The 17,029-nt window shown below is 42.2% G+C and carries 16 protein-coding genes; 14 read left to right on the forward strand and 2 right to left on the reverse strand.

Annotation, left to right across the window (positions count from 1 at the left end):
* The first annotated feature begins 8 nt into the window (after nt 1-8).
* From P2W71_RS10280 to P2W71_RS10330, 11 genes are all read left to right on the forward strand, one after another.
* Nucleotides 9-434, forward strand: coding sequence for a DM13 domain-containing protein (locus P2W71_RS10280; protein ID WP_276370493.1), 426 nt, complete (start codon nt 9-11; stop codon nt 432-434).
* A gap of 571 nt (nt 435-1,005) precedes the next feature.
* Entirely contained in the window at nt 1,006-2,070 is a 1,065-nt protein-coding gene (locus P2W71_RS10285; protein WP_276370494.1) for a 6-bladed beta-propeller, read from the forward strand.
* A gap of 178 nt (nt 2,071-2,248) precedes the next feature.
* Complete coding sequence (locus P2W71_RS10290; RefSeq protein WP_276370495.1) at nt 2,249-3,094, forward strand: ABC transporter substrate-binding protein; 846 nt, start codon at nt 2,249-2,251, stop codon at nt 3,092-3,094.
* Nucleotides 3,095-3,096: 2 nt separating this feature from the next.
* Nucleotides 3,097-4,164, forward strand: a complete 1,068-nt coding sequence (locus P2W71_RS10295) for an iron ABC transporter permease (RefSeq protein ID WP_276370498.1) — start codon at nt 3,097-3,099, stop codon at nt 4,162-4,164.
* A complete protein-coding gene (locus P2W71_RS10300) occupies nt 4,164-4,973 on the forward strand; it encodes a heme ABC transporter ATP-binding protein (protein WP_276370500.1) in 810 nt (269 codons plus the stop codon). Before P2W71_RS10295 ends, P2W71_RS10300 begins: the two co-directional genes overlap by 1 nt.
* A gap of 13 nt (nt 4,974-4,986) precedes the next feature.
* Nucleotides 4,987-6,060: a ChuX/HutX family heme-like substrate-binding protein gene (locus P2W71_RS10305; RefSeq protein WP_276370503.1), complete on the forward strand. Its 1,074-nt coding sequence runs from the start codon at nt 4,987-4,989 to the stop codon at nt 6,058-6,060.
* A 1-nt stretch (nt 6,061) separates the two neighbouring features.
* A complete protein-coding gene (locus tag P2W71_RS10310) occupies nt 6,062-8,077 on the forward strand; it encodes a TonB-dependent receptor (RefSeq protein ID WP_276370505.1) in 2,016 nt (671 codons plus the stop codon).
* 25 nt (nt 8,078-8,102) lie between these two features.
* Nucleotides 8,103-9,545 (forward strand): HmuY family protein, encoded by a 1,443-nt coding sequence (locus P2W71_RS10315; protein ID WP_276370507.1) that lies wholly within the window; start codon nt 8,103-8,105, stop codon nt 9,543-9,545.
* A gap of 55 nt (nt 9,546-9,600) precedes the next feature.
* Nucleotides 9,601-10,464 carry a ChaN family lipoprotein gene (locus P2W71_RS10320; protein WP_276370509.1) on the forward strand — a complete coding sequence of 288 codons (864 nt, stop codon included), beginning with the start codon at nt 9,601-9,603 and terminating at the stop codon, nt 10,462-10,464.
* A 722-nt stretch (nt 10,465-11,186) separates the two neighbouring features.
* Entirely contained in the window at nt 11,187-12,041 is an 855-nt protein-coding gene (locus tag P2W71_RS10325; RefSeq protein WP_276370511.1) for a hypothetical protein, read from the forward strand.
* 236 nt (nt 12,042-12,277) lie between these two features.
* On the forward strand, nt 12,278-12,712 hold the full coding sequence (locus tag P2W71_RS10330) for an NUDIX domain-containing protein (protein ID WP_276370513.1): 435 nt from the start codon (nt 12,278-12,280) through the stop codon (nt 12,710-12,712).
* Between the two features lie 8 nt (nt 12,713-12,720).
* On the opposite strand, the gene P2W71_RS10335 is transcribed toward P2W71_RS10330, so the two are convergent.
* Complete coding sequence (locus tag P2W71_RS10335; protein ID WP_276370515.1) at nt 12,721-13,740, reverse strand: alpha/beta fold hydrolase; 1,020 nt, start codon at nt 13,738-13,740, stop codon at nt 12,721-12,723.
* Nucleotides 13,741-13,794: 54 nt separating this feature from the next.
* Nucleotides 13,795-14,616: a helix-turn-helix domain-containing protein gene (locus P2W71_RS10340; RefSeq protein WP_276370517.1), complete on the reverse strand. Its 822-nt coding sequence runs from the start codon at nt 14,614-14,616 to the stop codon at nt 13,795-13,797.
* A 728-nt stretch (nt 14,617-15,344) separates the two neighbouring features.
* On the opposite strand from P2W71_RS10340, the gene P2W71_RS10345 reads away from it, so the two are divergent.
* Genes P2W71_RS10345 through P2W71_RS10355 form a run of 3 tightly spaced genes read left to right on the forward strand, consistent with a single transcriptional unit; the run spans nt 15,345 to nt 17,008 of the window.
* On the forward strand, nt 15,345-15,806 hold the full coding sequence (locus P2W71_RS10345) for a hypothetical protein (protein WP_276370519.1): 462 nt from the start codon (nt 15,345-15,347) through the stop codon (nt 15,804-15,806).
* 10 nt (nt 15,807-15,816) lie between these two features.
* Entirely contained in the window at nt 15,817-16,539 is a 723-nt protein-coding gene (locus P2W71_RS10350) for a c-type cytochrome (protein WP_276370521.1), read from the forward strand.
* Nucleotides 16,540-16,549: 10 nt separating this feature from the next.
* The gene (locus tag P2W71_RS10355; RefSeq protein WP_276370523.1) at nt 16,550-17,008 is read left to right on the forward strand and encodes a hypothetical protein; all 459 of its coding nucleotides are present in this window, start codon (nt 16,550-16,552) and stop codon (nt 17,006-17,008) included.
* Nucleotides 17,009-17,029 lie beyond the last annotated feature (21 nt).

Below are 17,029 nucleotides of genomic sequence, written 5' to 3' on the forward strand. Positions count from 1 at the left end.
TTATATCTATGAAGACACTATGTTCACTGTTATTAATTCTGGCAATTTTTTCGTGTAGTGGAGAAGAGGACAACACACCTAGTGCGCCTATCAATGATTCATTTGATCCTGCCGAAGTGATGGCCACCCTTCTGCGTGAGGGTGAACTTATAGGAGTTGGCCATACAGTAAACGGGACAGTAAAGGTCTATGACGATGCTGGTACAACGGTAGTGGTACTGGACCCTTTCTCTTCACAGAATGGACCCGACTTGAAAGTTTATTTAAGCAAGGATGCAAATGCAACACAATATATAAGTCTTGGTGCGCTTAAGTCTACTATGGGTAAGCAGTCATACGTTCTTACAGAAATGCCTGATCTGGCCGAGTATAAATTCGTACTGGTTTGGTGTCAGGAATTTTCTGTTCTTTTTGGTAAAGCGGAGTTGCAATAGTGAGCGTACGCCAACCTTATGCATGAATGTTCTTAAATGTGATGTGTATTTTTATCAATGCAGCTTAGCTGTTCTATTTTGAGATAACATTATGGTGATTTTGACACCCTTTCTGTGAGCGCCTTTTTTTGTATTTTTGGTAGATAGCCAGGGCCAACTTGTTATATGAGAAGGTCTTGAATGATGCCTTCTTTGGTTGCACTCTTCCTCCACACTCGCTCCATACCCCCTCCACATTATTCCTAGGTAGGCCTCGGATTGGAGGGCCTTAGGATTATCCAGAGGGTTGTGCAGTATGTGCGTCTTTAGGTGTGTGCTGTTTCATTCGCGGCAATAAACTATCGTTCGCTGAAATGCTTCCGATCAACTACCTACGAAACCTATCCCTTCAAGCTGACTTAAATTTTTAGAACTCGTAGCTACGGCCTCCATTAATTTTTACTAGATTGAAAACCTTGAGTGGAACGCATGATGGAATGGTCGTGTCGTACAATTCAACGACGGGCTTAAAAAAACCGCATCAGCCGATATAATAGTTCGGACGTGCTTCATCGAACCAGACATTAAACATATGAAAAAGTCAATACTAAAATCAAGAAGGGAATTTCTAAAGAAATCAACTCTGACGGGCATTGCATTCAGTCTTCCTGTCTTTAATATTATAAGCAAGCCGGAAGTAGCGCAAGAAGTTATCGGTCATGGCGACTTCCGCTATAAGGTTCACAAAGCATGGGGGAATCTAGATCCGGAAAAGACTCCGGTAAAGAATTGTCATGAAATGGTGATGGATAAAAAAGGAAGACTCATCATGATCACTGACGAAACGAAGAACAACATCCTTATCTATGACAAATCCGGCAAACTCCTTACTACCTGGGGACATGAATTCCCGGGCGGCCACGGGCTTACTTTGTTTGATGAAGGCGGTGAAGAAGTGTTGTTCATCTGTGATCCTGAAACAGGACGCGTTGTAAAAACTTCGCTTGATGGAAAGATCTTGTTAGAACTTCCTCATCCAAAAACGTTGGGTGCTTACGAAAGTACGCAAGCTTACAAACCGACCGAGACGGCAATTGCTCCAAATGGTGATATCTATGTGGCGGATGGCTATGGGTCACAATACATTCTTCAGTTTTCAAGCAAAGGTGAATTGATCAGGAAATTCGGTGGACCTGGAGATGAGGACGCGAACTTCAGCACCGCTCACGGCGTTTGCATCGATACACGTGATAAAAAAAATATCACCTTGCTCTGCACGTCGAGAGCACACAATGCATTCAAACGGTTTACGCTGGATGGAAAATATCTTTCCACTATTTTTCTTCCGGGTGCTTACGTTTGCCGGCCCGTCATGGATGGTGAAAATATTTATGCAGGTGTCTGCTGGTCGCGGCTACGTTATCTCAACCAGACGGCAAACTCTGGTTTCGTTACGATTTTAAACAGTAAGGATATTGTCATATCCAACCCTGGTGGAACAAAACCTGTCTATAAGGATGGGGCGTTGCAACTTATCGTTCAGGAAAAACCCATCTTTAATCATTGCCATGATGTTTGCGTTGACAACGATAAAAATCTCTATGTCTGCCAATGGAATGCGAACAAGACCTATCCCGTTAAACTTGAGCGTGTGTAATACGCGGGGACGTTTGCTGTTTGCACGTTCGGGAAATTGCGAAATAATTTTTGATAGGTAGTCTCGACTACCCTTCCATCGCGCTCACTACCTCCCGCAGGGTAGATATAAAATGGCTATCACAGGCGATTGACGCACGTAGCTGGTGCCAGCTACTTTTGTGTCAGAAATATCTGATATGAAAAGCTCAATCAAGTTTTTAGTTATAATCACATCCATCACTTTTTGTTACGCGCAATCACCCGAGCGTATCATCACTGCCGGAAGTGCTATTACAGAAACAGTATGTGCATTAGGCGACTGCGATAAAATCATCGCTTCCGATAAGACGAGTCTTTACCCTGTAGCAATACAAAACCTACCCTCGATAGGGTATCGCAGTGGCATCAATGCCGAAGGGATTTTGAGCCTTAAACCAACCATGGTCATTGTCGAGAAAGGTTACGTGGAGGCATCCGTTTTAGATCTGCTCTCCAACACGCCAGTAAAACTTATTATCGTCGATAGAAAGTTAAATGTTGAAGACACAAAAAAGATGATTCGACAAATAGCTACTACGTTAGGCAAAGTAACAGCGGGCACAAAGCTGATTAACAGGATCGAAAATGAGTTTGCTGAGATTAAGTTGCTTCTGCAGAAAAAATCTATAACTCCAAGTGTTCTTTGCATTTATAATCGCGGGACCGCCACCATTAGCGCGGCTGGAAGTGAAACTTTTGCGGAGATATTGAAATATGCCGGTGCTGAAAATGCCTTCAATGATATTGAAGGCTACAAGCCACTTAACACCGAAGCGTTGATCAAAGCAAACCCAGACTTCCTGCTCATGGTTTCAAGCGGGTTAGAAAGTCTTGGTGGCATAGAGGGCGTATCGAAACTTCCGGGGATTTTGTTAACTACAGCTGGGAAGAAAAAACAGATCGTCGCTGTAGAAAGTCTTAAGCTTACCAATTTCGGTCCTCGCTTAGGTGAAGCTGTTAGGGAAGTGGTGCTCCAAATCCATCCAGAGCTTGTTGCAAAATAATTATGGAGCTAACATTGTCGCATAGTAAAAGAAAATATGTGCTGGTCATATTTGCTATTACCTTGTTACTGCTAGCCACTACGTTATTGTCACTTACTGTTGGTGCTGTTCATATTCCATTGACTGAGACAATAATTATCCTTTTAAAAAATATTGGACTATTAAAAAATGCTGTTGTCGATGAAACATATGAAGCGGTTCTGAATACTATTCGCCTGCCCCGAATTCTCATGACGATACTGATTGGCTCCGCACTTGGAATAAGCGGGGCTTCGCTACAGGGGTTGTTCCGAAATCCATTGGTGGAACCGAGTCTTGTAGGCGTGTCTGGTGGAGCAGCTGCAGCCGTTGTCCTGGCAATTGTTTTTGGAGGTCCTTTACTCCCAATGGCTCCAGTATGGATTTATTATTCATTTCTTTCCGCCGCGGCATTTGCCGGTGGATGTGTAGCAACCTTTTTCGTTCTGCGGTTGAGTATGGATACTGGCCGTACCAATATTGCAGTGTTGGTTTTAATTGGCGTAGCGGTGAATGCGCTTACCGGTGCAATTATCGGCTTAGCAATATTTTACGCAGACGAAAATCAGCTTAGTACATTTATGTTCTGGACCTTAGGCGATCTTGGCGGTGCTAACTGGGATAAACTCATTCTTGCGGCGCCGGTCCTTTTATCGTCAACATTCGCGTTATTGTTTTTTGCTCAATCCTTAAATGCTCTGGCATTAGGGGAATCAGATGCGTATCACATGGGAGTGAACGTTGAGCAGGTCAAGCGACTAATGATTTTACTTTCAGCTTTAGGGGTTGGAGTCTGTGTTTCACTCGCGGGGATCATTGGATTTATTGGATTGATCGTACCCCATTTTGTTCGTACGTTATTCCAGCCCGACAATATGTTAGTACTGCCAGCGTCCGCTCTAGGCGGCGCGTTGCTACTGTTGATAGCCGATGTTATTTCACGAACTATTGTCAGCCCTGCAGAACTTCCAATAGGCGTTGTCACGGCACTCATCGGTTCACCATTTTTTATTGCCTTGTTGCTGAAGGCAAAACAAAGACATGATCTGTGATGTACGAAGCTATTGACATATCATTGCGTGCCGGACAAAAGCACATCCTTAAGAATGTTTTCCTAAGCATTCAGCCGGGACACCTGGTGGCAATCGTCGGTCCCAATGGCGCTGGAAAAAGTTCTCTTTTGAAGATCATTAGCAACGAAAAACAGGACTATTGCGGGAACGTAGTCATCAATGGAACTTGGATAACAAGTTACAAGACGAAGGAGTTGTCGGCAATCAGGGCAGTGATGGCACAACATTCCAATCTACAATTTGCTTTTTCAGTTCGACAGGTCGTTGCCCTTGCACGCCATGCACATCGGTCTTCCAGTGACGAGAACCACATAATAGTGGAAGAGGTCATGGATATTACAGGGGTTAGCAAGTTTGCGGAGAGAAATTATCTAACGCTATCGGGTGGAGAAAAGCAGCGTGTTCAGTTTGCGCGAGTGCTTGCACAGGTGTGGGGCGAGACATTGTACCCGCGATACATTTTACTGGATGAACCAACGTCCAGCATGGATATCGCACAGCAGCAATCCATGTTTGGTATTATAAAAAAAATATGTTCCAGAAATATTGGTGTCCTGGCCATCGTGCACGACCTGAATCTTGCTGTGCAATTTGCCGATCAGATTTGCATGATGCGAAACGGGGAAGTAATTGAATCGGGTCACGCACATGAAGTATTCACGAAGAACAATATTGAGAAAACATTTTATTGTAAGGTGAATATCTTCTACGACCCTTGTACCAATTGCCCTTTCATAATACCCGACGCTGAACAGGCGTCCTTCAATAGAATCGCAATCACTACTTAAACATCGCAAGATTATGAATACAACGATAGAAGCACAATCTACACTGAGACAAGCCTGGCTCGGAATTCAGAAAGCAAAACCTGGCATCCGCATAAGGGACGCGGCAGCAGCTCTCGGATGCAGTGAAGCTGAACTACTCGCCACGACTGTTAACGACTACACTACACGCCTGGAAGGCGATTGGACCAAATTGGTGCAACGACTACCGGAACTGGGTAGGGTGATGTCGCTGACCAGAAATGATAGTTGCGTCCTGGAGCATAAAGGTCCTTTTCAGAAAATTGATGTGATGGGTTCTCTGCCGCAAGCCATGGCTACTGTTGTCGGCCCTATTGAGACACGAATCTTTTTCAATGCTTGGAAGTTTGGATATGCCGTAAGACAACAGACGCCGCAAGGATTGCAGCAAAGCCTGCAATTTTTTGATGCCTCAGGCACTGCCATCACCAAAATTTTTCTACAACAACCTACAGGCAATAAAACAGGAAGTAATCAGGATGCATTTGACTGCATCGTCAAAGATTTCGAGGCCGCCGATCAGTTTATGTCTGTAGAGGTGACAAAGATCTCGCAAGCACCCACCAAGAAAATTGATGAAGTGAATAAGACCGCGCTACTCGAGGATTGGGGTGCAATGAAAGACACCCATGACTTCTTTGGTATGATAAGGAAATATAATGTAAACCGTCTGGATGCACTCCACCTCGCAAAGGATCAGTTCACTTACCAGATTGATAAAGGATCGCTGCGGATTCTTCTTGAAATGGCCTCCACCGAAAAACTCCCTATCATGATTTTTGCAGGCAACAGCGGTAACCTTCAGATCCATCAAGGAAAAGTACAAACGATTCGTGTTATGGATGCATGGCTTAACATCCTGGATCCTGATTTCAACATGCATCTGCGAGAAGATCATGTGCATACCGCATGGGTTGTGAAGAAGCCCACAACGGACGGCATTGTAACAGGCATCGAGGTATTCGATAGCGGCGGAACTATGATTGTTCAATTTTTTGGATTGCGAAAACCCGGGATCCGCGAACTGGAGACCTGGCGCAAACTTGTAAGTGATTTACCAAGGATCTGAAATGAGAGCTTTCATATCAGGCATATTTCTATTGATGATCATGAATTCGCTCCATGCGCAAGACTCACTGAAAACGGTGGAGCTAAAGGAGCTTGTTGTAACTGGTGAAGTCGAGCCGCAATCGGTTCAGAAATCGGTTTACAATGTTCGCATCATTCCTATGGAAAGGCTGCAGTCACGGGGCGCAACAAGACTTCAGGATGTATTGAACACAGAGTTGAACATCCGGTTTTCTCAGGACCTGGCATTAGGCGGATCAAACCTTAGCATGATGGGTCTGCCCGGACAAAATGTAAAAGTGCTGATCGATGGTGTTCCCCTGGTTGGACGTCAGGGAACCGGTAACGAAATCAATCTTAATCAGATCAATATTAATGCTATTGAACGCATAGAAATTGTAGAAGGACCTATGGCGGTCATTTATGGCGCCGATGCGCTCGCAGGTGTGATCAATATTATTACAAAAAAATCGCTCGACGACAAGATCAATATCTCCGCAGGGATTCATGAAGAAAGCGCCGGTGATGAATATGGTTTTTCCAAAGGAATCCACAATCAAAATATAAGTGTTGGTTATAAGCATAAATCATTTTATTTCTCAGGTAATCTGAATCGAAATAATTTTCGGGGGTGGCAAGGTGATTCTGCTGCCCGTGAAAAAGAATGGCACCCCAAAACGCAATGGATGACAGGGGCAGTGATGGGGTATCGGACTGAAAAGCTTAACGCCTACTACCGCACTGACTACCTGCACGAGAAGATCTATAACCCGGCGCAATTTCAGGGCTTAGAGGCCATCGATCAGAATTACATTACCAAGCGAGTGATGCATCAGTTACAGCTAAGCGCAAACGTTTCTGAAAAGCTAAATTTAAATACTGCATTTGGATATACCGATTTTGAAAGACGAACGCAGAGCATTGCCGTGGACAAAGAAACAGGAAGAGAGACGATTGCCAACAGTGCTTTGCAAAATACGGATCAGTTTGTTGGAATGACTTTACGCGGTTCAATTCTGTATAAAATTTCCAATAGCATCAACCTTCAACCTGGTTATGATATAAATACAGAAAAGGGGAGAGGCTCGCGATTAAAGGATGGTGAAAATTCAATTTCAGATTATGCTGTTTTTCTATCCGCTGAGTTAAAGCTGTCCTCTTTTGCCAGTATAAAGCCAGGAATACGCGTGGTCAAAAATTCTGTTTATCATGCACCACCTTTTGTTCCATCGATAAATGCGAAGGTAACGTTTTCCGAAAAGCATGATCTCCGGCTCTCCTATGGAAGAGGTTTCAGAGCGCCATCCATTCGCGAATTGTATTTTAATTTCTATGATGCGAGCCATTCTATTGAGGGTAATCCGGACTTAGAGGCTGAACTATCGCACAGTTTCAATGTATCGTGGAATGCTCGCTTACTGGAGACGGATGTTTTGAAACTTACCAGCACGTTGTCGACTTTTTATAATCATGTAGATAATATGATCGACTACGGTGTAAAGACCGGAAACAGTGCAACGACTTATATCAACATCAACAACTACAAATCGCAAGGCATCACGCTAAACAATACGGTAAGAAGTAGTAAGACCGAATTAAGCGTAGGTTTTGCCTATACCGGGCGTTATAATGCGTTAACGGAGGCTGACAGGAATCTCCCTGAATTCACATGGTCGCCAGAACTGAATGGATCATTGATCTATCATTTCGATAAAAGTTTTCAAACATCCTTATTTTATAAGTATACGGGAAAAACACCAAGTTATGTTATCCATCCAACAGATAACACAGTAATACTATCCGAGACATCCGGTTTTCACTGGGCCGATATCTCAGTGAAGAAATCGTTCGCGAAGTATTTGAGTATTTCGGCCGGGACAAGAAATGTATTCAACGTTACACGTATCACGAACTCTTCTGCTTCCTCGGGAGCGGCGCATAGTGGATCAGGTACTACAAAGCCCATCGGCTACGGCCGGTCCTATTTTATAGCGATAAATTTTCAACTCACGAAATAATCCTTAGACAAAAGCTAAACAAAATATGAAAACTAAATACACTTCGTTTAAACAGTTTCTCACCCTTTCAGCTATGATCATTTTTGCAGTTCTCTCCGCCTGTGATGATGAAGACCCACCACTTCCGGATAATGTTGTTCAGTTTGAGTCTAAAGCATTGGCGTTCGATGCGGATGAAAACACGATGACCGTTAACGTTTCTCTTTCAAGAGCAGTAAATCAAGATACCGATATTACCATTCTTACAACATTCACCGGACTAACGTATGACGAGGAAGTCAGCACGCTCCCCGAGAGCAGTGATAATAGCCTCACCGTTACTATCCCAAAGGGAGCGTCTCAGGGTTCTTTCGACATCGCCAAAAAAGAAGGTGTGCTACTTGACGGAGATGAAACCATTTCTTTTGTTGTGAGCAATGTTGGGGCCGGCCTTGTGTTAGGACACCGATCCACACTTGTCATCAGCTTCTCTGAAATACTCGCGGTACAGGGTTCTATGGATCCGAATGTCGGCGGGCAGCTTCAACCGAACAAAGTGTTTATCGATCTTAGTGCTAGTCGTCAAACTTCCTTTAATCGCGGTGATTGGGACCTGGCGTTCTATGCTGCTGAAGGGCATTTCGATGTGCTATTGAATTCGTCCTCCTCCATGATGGCGCGGGCTCTTGATAAAGCCGATCTCAATGCCGTAACGGCTGCGGATACCATCGGCTGGAGCTTGCAACTTTCCACCGATGCGGTCTTTGCTGCGATCACTGCTGATCCAGTTCCGGCCTGGGTTTCAAACGCAGCTGCCTGGATTGATGCTCCATCCGGAGATATGACAGCAACTGCTATCGCAGAGATTTCAATGGATGCTGTCCAAAATAAAGTTTATATCGTCAACAGGGGAAAAAATCCGGATGGTACACAACGGGGTTGGAAGAAAATGCGTGTGTTAAGGAATGGTAACAACTATACCTTACAGCATGCGGACATCACTTCCACAAGCTTCACCACTGTTGAAATAACAAGGGATACTGATTACCTTTTTAACTTTGTGAAATTTGAAAGCGGCGCAGTTGAGATAGAACCCAAGAAAGATAAATGGGATATCGCGTTTACGGTGTTTACCAACACAACCCCGGCTGGCCCCGGATTGGTTGTGCCTTATGTATTTAATGATGTTGTTATTCAAAATCGTTATGCTACAGAAACGGCCGAAATATTAGTGTCAAATGGAGGCTCGTATGATGACTTTGATGAAAGTGACCTTGCCAATGTTACATTCAGTACAAGTCAGGTTAACATTGGATCAAAATGGAGATCAGGGGGAGGTCCGGGTAGCGGTCCAGCTTTAAAAGAAGATAGGTTTTACCTGGTAAAAGATGCAGATGGAAATATCTATAAATTAAAATTTACGGCGCTTACGCAAAACGGTGAACGGGGAAGGCCTAAGATCCATTATTCATTAATTAGGAAAGCATAAATTTGTAGGTCACCTGGATTCAGGGTGACCTTTTTTCTGTTTAAAAAAAATCATCATGATTAGATTTTTTCTTCTAAGCATTTTTATTCTTCCGCTTTCGACGATTGCTCAGGTCAAGGAGAATTATTCAATTTTCACTGGTGACGGTAAAACTGCATCTTATGAGAAAATGGTGAGTGCATTGTCAAAAGCTGAAGTGGTCTTCTTTGGAGAGCTACATGATAATGCGCTTGCGCACTGGCTTGAACTTCAGTTGTTGAAAGACTTGTATGCGTTAAACAATCAGGTAACACTCGGCATGGAGATGTTTGAAAGCGACGACCAGATTATCATTGATGAATATATCGATAATCTGATCGAAGAAAAGCAATTGCTTGCCGAAGCAAAATTGTGGGATAATTATAAAACAGATTACAGGCCGTTGGTCGATTTTGCACGTCAAAAGAAAATACCTATTATAGCCACGAACGTGCCTCGCCGGTATGCTAATATGGTTTATCGCAAAGGCGTCGAGTCGTTGGATAGTCTTCAGCTGGAAAGTAAAAAATGGATGACGCCGCTTCCCCTGCAAGTGGATTATTCTTTGACTAGCTATAAATCCATGATGGAACAAATGGGACAACATGGGAGTGGTTCAGGGAAGAACCTTGTAGCATCACAAGCACTAAAGGATGCAACGATGGCTCACTTCATTGCTATGCACCAAAAGAAAGGAAATAGATTTTTCCATGTTAATGGTGCTTATCATACACAGGATTATCAAGGTATTATTACTTATTTTTTGAAGCTGAAACCGGATCTGAAAATTGTTTCGGTTCATGTTGCTGAGCAAACCTCCATCAATACCCTCGATAGCGCTCACCATGGAAAAGCTGATTTTATTTTATGTATTGTTGACGATATGACCAAAAGTTATTGATAATAAGCGACCCAAAAAAACTGTTTCCAGTGATGAACTTGAACTTGTTTGCATAGGTAATCTAGCGGTCCGGTAGGAATATGATCACTAAGATTTCTTACAAGGCCTGATTCCAACTGGTAGAAGCCAGGGATTTTTCAGAAATGTCAAATGGAAAAATAATTATCGTTGTTCGATTGTAAAAGTCATAATAAACCAGAATATTTCTATTAAAGGAGCTTGCTTATTAAGGGAGCAAAAGATCATGGCAGATGAAGAAGAAATAATCGCCACGTTTGTTAATGGTGTCACACATGTTACTGGAAGTACCAAATTGGGGGCAAAGATTCGGCAAAAGATCAGTCTGTTAAAGAAAAAGACGTGGCTGTTAAGTTTAATTCTTTGGACTTCAATTATCATCTTTTTGATTTGGCGGCGTCGGTGAGCCAAATGAATACTATCCTTTTCTCTATAAACAATTAATCAATTTATCGTATCAAAACGCCTATACCGTTTCCGGTTCATAGCTGTTTTTTTTATTATGGTCGTTTTCCGTTTTAGTTCTGTTCAAGGCGAGTTCTTAGTTATCTGTCTGGATTAATCATCCATCAATGTTGAGAATTACTGGATTAACAAAAATCATTTTACTGATTGACAGTCGTCATACCGGGTAACAAATAAAATTCAAAACTTGAATATTGGTGAGGAGATAGGGTGAATCTGGAGACAACAAAAACTAAAAAATGTATAATCTGGCACAAACTGGGCGCTCCAGGAAAAATAGTTTGGGGTTTGCCAAAAAGGATTTAAAAAAAAGGGTAAAGCAAATCCGTCAGATACTGCGAAACCTTCCATCCGATTTTTCAGCGGAAAAAATTCACAGTTTGAGAATAGAAATAAAAAGAATAAAGGCGCTATTTCTGGTAGCCTCTCACACGACAAAAAACTTTAATGCCCGTAAATATTTCAAGCCATTTAAATCGATCTTCGAGAAAGCCGGTGAGATACGAAGCATTCAAATTGAGCGAGCATTGTTAGAAAAATATATTCCGGGTAACGATGATATCTACATCCAGACACTCGAAAACCTGGAACTCGAAAAACGCAAAGAGATTGATGAATGGGCCGATAAAAAAGATGTCTTTAAAGGTGGTCAGAAAGGAATGATGCCTATACTTAATTCTATTGACGTAAAGCATGTAAATAGATTCCTGAAAAAGGAAGCTGAAAAGTTGGCAAACTTGATGGACATGGAAATATTTTGCGAGCAAAATCTTCATGAGATCCGGACAAGGTTAAAGACTTTTTATTTCATCGCTAAAACTACCTATCCTGATTTGGTCATCCCCGGTCCCTGGAATAAATTTGTTGAGCTACTAGGTATTTGGCATGATGAACAAATGACGATTGAGCACTTGAGAAAGGCAATTTTTTCTTCGCAGTTTGATCAGCCGGAAATCGACAAGTTGTATGAGATAAAACAGGAACTGGTAAACAAGAGAGAAGCGCTGGTTGACCAAATAGCATCCACATACATGCTATTGAAAAGTAAAGACAACAAGATTATCATTCCACGGAAGGTTAAACTTGCAGTGTAATCATTATTACATTACATGACTCTCAAATGTTAATACCATTGCTGAACACCACAATATATCGTCAGCCGTCGCTGGCCGCTGGAAATCATCACCCAGTATCTTTAACTGAATAAAAAAAGTCGACATCAGGTGTTAATTTCCCTGATACGAGGTAAATTTAAAAATGGCTTGATGGGCGTTCAAATTCACTTGACGCTCGCGGTAAGCCAAGCACCATCACCACTATCCAAAATAAAGTGACGCAAAAAGAAATTTTACCTGCTGTCTCTGCCGTCGTATTTAATGAACGTGGAGAGATTTTGTTGCAACGAAGAAAAGATACCGGAAAGTGGTGTATCATTTCAGGTCATGTCGAATTTGGTGAAACTGTTCAAGAAGCAATCCTTCGCGAGGTGCTGGAGGAAACAGGTGTGCGAAGTGAAATTGTACGCCTGATCGGTGTTTATTCCGACCCTCCCTATGCTACATACAAATATCCAGAACGCACGGTGCACTACGTAGTAACGTATTTTGAAGTAAGGTTACTGGGAAAGATCGAGGATGGACTTACAAACTCCGAGAGTGAAGAATTTGCTTATTTCGCCGGCGATCAATTACCCGAACTTGACTTAGTTAATCCAAATTGGCTTGTAGATGCTCTCGACCCGGCACTAAATGTGTTCATTCGATAATATTAAACCTACTTCTTCAAAGTTTTTATAAAATGATCAACGGCATAGCTAAGCGTTTGATCATGAATTTGTCGACGATCGACGCCATCGATATCTTTAAAGAACACAGGAGCTTCATTTTTTAATCCTTCTTTTGCTTCATTTAAAAATACATAGTGGCCAGCATGGGTTCCGACGATCTTAAATTGAGCTTTGGAGATCAGGCTTGAATAATGTGAAGCATTTGTTTTTACCGGGCAGATCTGGTCATTACCCCCGGCCACAATAAAAACCGGTACGGTTAGATCTTTGAAATTTTCTTTGGAAGGAAACCCTTGACCAAGCGCTGGAGACATTACAAAAACACTTTTAATCCGTGGATCGTGAAGGGAAGGTGCTTTCTTAAACGACTCTTGAATTTCTGGTCTGTCGAAGAAGGAAATCAGGCCGGGCATTTCTGGAATATTGGCTTCTTTTTTACCATCTTCAGTTTTGAAATAATTCACGAGCGATTGATAGTCCAGTTTTCCTCCCGCGAGCGCGAGGCTGGTGTATCCACCAAGAGAAAATCCGGCAGCGCCGATAGCGCTTTGATTTATAGACGAAGCAATATCCGAAGTGATGAGTTGATCCAGTACATAGTGAAGGTCTTGTGGACGTTCCCAGAATTTTGCAAAAGCTTCGGGAATTGGGTTATCGAATGTATTTCCAAAGTGATCTACCGCAGCGACGACGAAACCTTTAGCCGCTAACCCGGCACAAAACCATTCAACGGTAAGTCGCCCGCCACCAGTGCCATGCGAAAACAGGATTAATGGGAATTTTCCGTTTGATATTGGAGCGTCTCGTACCGTTGATAGTCGGATAAAAGGTGATTCGTTATTGTCGGTAGCGATTTGATTTGTCGGATACCATATTTCGGTGATCAGTTTTCGCTCCCTGCTTTTATCCTCGTAGGAGATGGTACGTTGCCCCACCTGTGCCAAGGCATTTCCCATGGTTAACAGGTAAATAATAACAATATTGGAAAGGAAGGAAATTCGTTTCATAGCGCTCCATTTTTTACAAACTAACAAAGTGATTACTTCCGGAACTTGTATATTTTAGACATGCGGACTTTGAAGCAGCAAATTCGCGATCGTGGGATTCTCCTCTTGAAACTGCGTTGGTGATTTTCCTGTGAATGCTTTAAAATCCCGTATAAAATGTGACTGGTCGTAGTAACCAGCATTCAATCCCACACATGTGAGCGATGAACCTGACTTTTTCAACCGACGCAGCGCTTCATAAAATCGTATGACGCGACTAAAATTTTTCGGGGTGTAACCTGTGTATTGAGAAAAAGTACGTTCGAGCTTTTTGTAGTGTATCCCCGTTTTGTCACTTAACATATTGATAGGTGTGGATTCACCTTTTTTAACCCAGGAAATCAACTCAAGCGTTTTACATATCGTCGAATCTGCCTGGATCACTGTTGATAAAAATCTTTCTATCATGTTTACTTGTTGACGCTCATCTTTGCTTTCAATAAGTTGGTCTACCAAATGATCTGCATCTTTTCCAAAGAGTTGATTTAACGGGATTACCTGGTTTAATAAAACGTGTGCCGGCATCGTTGTACATGCGGCGATTGCGCCATGTCTGAGTCGCACGCCAATCATGTCGATTGTACCACTCATTTCAACAAAGAAGTGCCTGTTTCTTGGGCCAAGCAAATACGCTCCGGCGTAGTGTTGGGAATTTGAAGGATACTTGGAATCGATCCACGTAGCAGGATTGCCTAAATTAAAAAACATTTCAATCCGCCCGCCGGGTATAATGCGTTCGCGTTTGCTGAAGAACGTACTGGTCGACTTTAAAGACCAAATGCATTCGATGAAAGGCTGAAGCGATACATTTGGTTTAAATTCTGAATATCCGACCATGCTATCGAGATTAATCAATCTTTTATTTGAACGGAGGTAGATACCAGAAGGTTTTCGAGTAAAGGCGCGTTACCAGGCTCTAATTTTCATTTTGGAGCAAGTCACACGCGTTCGATATTATTTTGATCTCTCTTTCTTTAGAAAGCTTTTACCGACTCATACCAAACGACACTGATGGAACCTGTTACAACAGCGATAATATTGAATAATATAGAAATATGTGTTCACTATCCCATCTGCGCTAAGTTTTTTGTTTGTTTGCGCCTTGAAGAATTCTATCGTTTAGATTTGACGCGACGACTCGGTGCTACGTTTGGTGGACGACGAGATTTTAAGGTGGCATCATTTGATTTAATAATGTGGCCGTCTTATTAAAACTATAATCTACGATTTGCCTAAATTAAACTGACGCAGTATTTGTTGCGCCATTATATTTCTCATCTTAAGAATCACAGATGACAAGTTGAAAAGTGAAGAGATGCACTTATTAAAACAGTGGATATAACAAGGGATCTTAGCTATTTGCAACCTTATGGCTATATACAAAAATTAACTGCAATACTCGGGCATTGGTCCAAAACAAAATATTCTTAAATCTGGTTCGTTTCAATAGAAAAAAATTTAAAATCAATTCGAAAAGCCAAAATAGATTCAGAAAAAATTCAGAATCTTAGTTTTCTTTTGCGATAAGCAATAGGCAGTGAAGCCGGTATTAAAAAATAGAAGGGATGGTGAACAATATGGTTTATCTTCAAAAGTTATTGTTGGGAGCGGCTAATCACTCGTTAACAATGCGAACGACGGTTATCATACTTATCATTTCCATTGCGGGGGTGATAATTGTGGGGTATAGACTTTACAATAAGGAACACCGATCGGTGGAAAAAGAACAATCAATCCGGATAGATGCGGTGCAGCTCTTTAAATCTTTCGAAACTGATGAAGTCACTGCCAATCTGAAGTATCTCGACAAGGTAGTAGAGGTAAGCGGCGAAGTATCCGAAGTGATGACCAATCAGATGGGTGCGTCCGTACTTTTATTGGAGACTGATAATCCACTTTATGGAGTTAGCTGTACCATGGCAAATGGTAAAGCTAATGTTCGGCGCGGTATGCAGGTTTCAATAAAGGGAATTTGTACCGGATATTTATCCGACGTCGTCATTACGCAAGGAATACTGTCGGAGTAGATTAATTTTTATGCAACAGCAATCAAATTTTTTGCAAGGCGGAAGAAGCACATCATTTCTTGTAGTGGTGATTTATGTTTCTTTTTTTCTTGATGCATGTGTACATGACCCATTTACCGATCCAAGTCTATTGGATGGCGAAGGACCGACAGTTCCCGGTTGCGTCAGTGGTGGTGATGTATGTTTTGAAAGCAGTGTTCTTCCAATCTTTTTATCTTCTTGCGCACGAAGTAATTGTCATGATTCAAAGACCGCAGAAGAAGGTTATGTTCTCGATAGTTATGCTCATATAGTAAGGGAGGGAATATCCCCAGGAAATGCAGGGGAAAGCAAGTTATACAAAGTGCTTTTTGCCAGCGGAGAGGATCAAATGCCGCCTGACGCTCCTTTATCTCAGTCACAAAAAGATTCCATTGCCGCATGGATCAACCAAGGTGCAAAAAACACAACAAACTGTAATTGTTTTTGTGATGCTTCTAGTTTCACATATGCTGCTGCTATTCAACCAATTCTAAATAGGAGTTGTACGGGATGTCATAAAGCAGGTTCATTGGGAGGGAATATCGATTTGTCAACGTACGCTGACGTGAAAGTTCAGGTGGCGAACGGAAAGTTATTGGGTAGTATCACGCATGCAGTTGGGTACTCACCGATGCCGCAAGGAGGAAAGCTTTCGGATTGTCAGATTACCCAAATAAAGCAATGGATTGATTCAGGAGCGCCTAACAATTAAAAGATTTGCCATGACGAATCTAAAGACAATACGGTGTTTTAGAAACAAACAATACTTTAGTATTTTCCATTTGCCGGTTCGAATAGCAACGTTCGTGAATGCAGGCATTATAAAATTCCTTGGGGTAGTGGGTGCATTATTGTTAGTGGGCTGCTACTACGATAAGGAGGAAATTCTTTATCCGCAAAGCGCTAACTGTACGCCCATCGCTAACCCAACTTTTACTACCGATGTGCTTCCGCTATTAAACGCGAAATGCAACAACTGTCACGCAGGCTCATCTGCATCGGCGGGGATAAGATTAGATTCCTTTAATGAAGTTATTAAATACGTGAACAATGGTACACTTACGGGAAGTATTAACCATGCCTCAGGTTTTTCACCCATGCCGAAGAATGGCAGTAAAATGTCGTCATGTGATATTCAAAAAATTCAGGATTGGATAACGATGGGTGCGGGAAGTAATTAATAAGTATAATAAATTTTAATC

It is taken from the genome of Chryseolinea sp. H1M3-3 (assembly GCF_029360725.1).
Taxonomy (GTDB): Bacteria; Bacteroidota; Bacteroidia; order Cytophagales; family Cyclobacteriaceae; genus Chryseolinea.